The following is a 1,963-nucleotide window of genomic DNA, read 5'->3' as shown; positions in this document are numbered from 1 at the left end:
GGATCCAACGTGATCCGCCACAGCCGCGAACCGGGCCGCCACAACGCCACCAGCAGCGCAATCGCCACCATCGCGGCCACGCGCAGCCAATCGAAGGAGAACGGCACACGCACATTGGCGTGAACCGCGGCGATCGGCACCACCGACCCGGCCGATTCGGCGATCCACAGCCGCACGGTGTCGTTCGCCCGCACCTTCAGGTACAGGGAGCGCGGCGCGCTGACCGCCACCGACGTCATCCGTCCCGCATGCCCGTCGCCATCGGCGCGCACGTACACCGTCCGATAGGGGGCGTCCGCCGCGTCCGCCGCAGCGAGCACGTCCCGGGGCACCGGATCGATGCGGATATAGGAGGACGTGCCGTCGGCGGGCACATCCAGATACGCCTGGGTCTGGTCGGTGACCACCAGCATGCCGTCCTCGCGGCGCTCCAGACCCAGTCCCATGGCATTCGACGCCGACGCCGTGTCCGTACTGGCGGCCAACGTGGTCCAGAACGGCAGGTTGGCCGCCACGCATTCCAGGCAGGCGATGACCACGGCCACGATCAGAACGGCCAGCAACGGGCGGCGGTGTCGGGAAGAGTTCACCTGATTATTCTAACGGCTTCATGTCTGAGTGAATTGGGAGAATGACAACCATGTCTTCATTCAACTCCCGATCTGGCCTTGCGCGGGCGCGTCATGGCGTGCGCACGATCCTTGAGATGCTCCGTACCCTGGCCGGCTCCGTAACGGGGAACCGCCCGCATGGTGCGCCGCAGGGCAACGCCTTCGAGAAGGCGGTCCGCTCGCCCGAGGACATGTTGGGGGAGTTGAAGCGGCAGGCGATGACGCTCACGCCGCTGGTCAAGCGCCGGCTGTTCGACGGCTTCGACGGCGTGCCGGAGACGCTGCGCCTGGGCTGGGCGCAACTGCCCGGCAACGGGTCCAGGTCGTTTTCGCTCGGCGTGTTCGTGGGGCGTGACCGGTTCTGCCAGATCGCGCTCGCCGACGCGCAGGGGCGCGTGTTCGTGGGCGACGATCCGAGGATGGACACCCACGGCATGGAGCCCCGGTTCATGTTCAGCCGGGAGGAGGAGGTGACGCTGCCGTCCGTTCCGGGTCATGAACGGGACGGGAGACGCAGGGCGATCCGCGGCGGCGTGGTGGGCCGCGACGCGCGCGGGCGGATGATGTGGCTGGCCGCATGGCTGAAATCCGGCAACCGGTACACGCTCGAACAGATGCGCGCGAACCTGCCCGAGTCCATGCGACGCGACCTGGAATACCGGGACGCGATCGCCATCGCGTTCTTCGCCGCGTACATGCTGCCGCAGATGCAGGGGCTGCTGCTGGGATTCGGCTCGGGCAACATCTTCCGCAGGCTCAACCGGGAGGCGCCGATGGGGGCGATCCGCCGTTCCCTGCGCGACACGATGGAGGCCCGCGCGCACGGGTTGCGCGCCTCCGGGCTGGAGGACCACTTCGCCGACCTGATGCGCGAGGCCGGCGTGCTGGACGCCACGACGGGGCTGGAGGCCGTGCACGGCGCCGAACCGCTGCACCTGTACACCTCCACCTATTCCGGCTGCTACTTCTTCGCATGGGACGCCACGATGACGTTCGGTCCGGTGCTCAAATCCCTGAGGATCGAAGGCAACCTCAACCGGTTCGCCGCGGTGAGTGCCTGGCTGGAGCGCAACGCCCGCCTGGGCCTGCAGCCCACGGAGGACACGGTCACCCGGGCCCAGGCCGCGCAGATCGATATGGCGCTGCTCCAGGATCCGGCCCTCATCGCCCTGCACAACGCCGACGGCGACGACATCGACATCGACCCGTTGCGCGACGACGGCATCGCCGCGGTCGTGCGACTGGTGGAGGAGGCTCGCGCCCTCGCCGTCGAGATCGGCACGAAGCACCCCGACCCCGCGCAGACCGCCCACGAACCCGGTCAGGGGTCCGAACCGACGGACGCCGACGGA

The 1,963-nt window shown here is 68.8% G+C and carries 2 pseudogenes; one reads left to right on the top strand and one right to left on the bottom strand.

Annotated elements, in window-relative coordinates:
- Positions 1–590, bottom strand: a pseudogene (locus tag B4C31_RS04870) (glycosyltransferase); the annotation flags it as partial.
- A 116-nt stretch (positions 591–706) separates the two neighbouring features.
- Here B4C31_RS04870 and B4C31_RS04865 point away from each other — a divergent pair.
- Positions 707–1,963: pseudogene (locus tag B4C31_RS04865) on the top strand (tetratricopeptide repeat protein); the annotation flags it as partial.

The sequence above is a fragment of the Bifidobacterium sp. UBA4282 genome, from assembly GCF_002394995.1.
GTDB lineage: Bacteria > Actinomycetota > Actinomycetes > Actinomycetales > Bifidobacteriaceae > Bifidobacterium > Bifidobacterium pullorum_B.
This window is presented reverse-complemented; position numbering and strand designations above follow the sequence as displayed.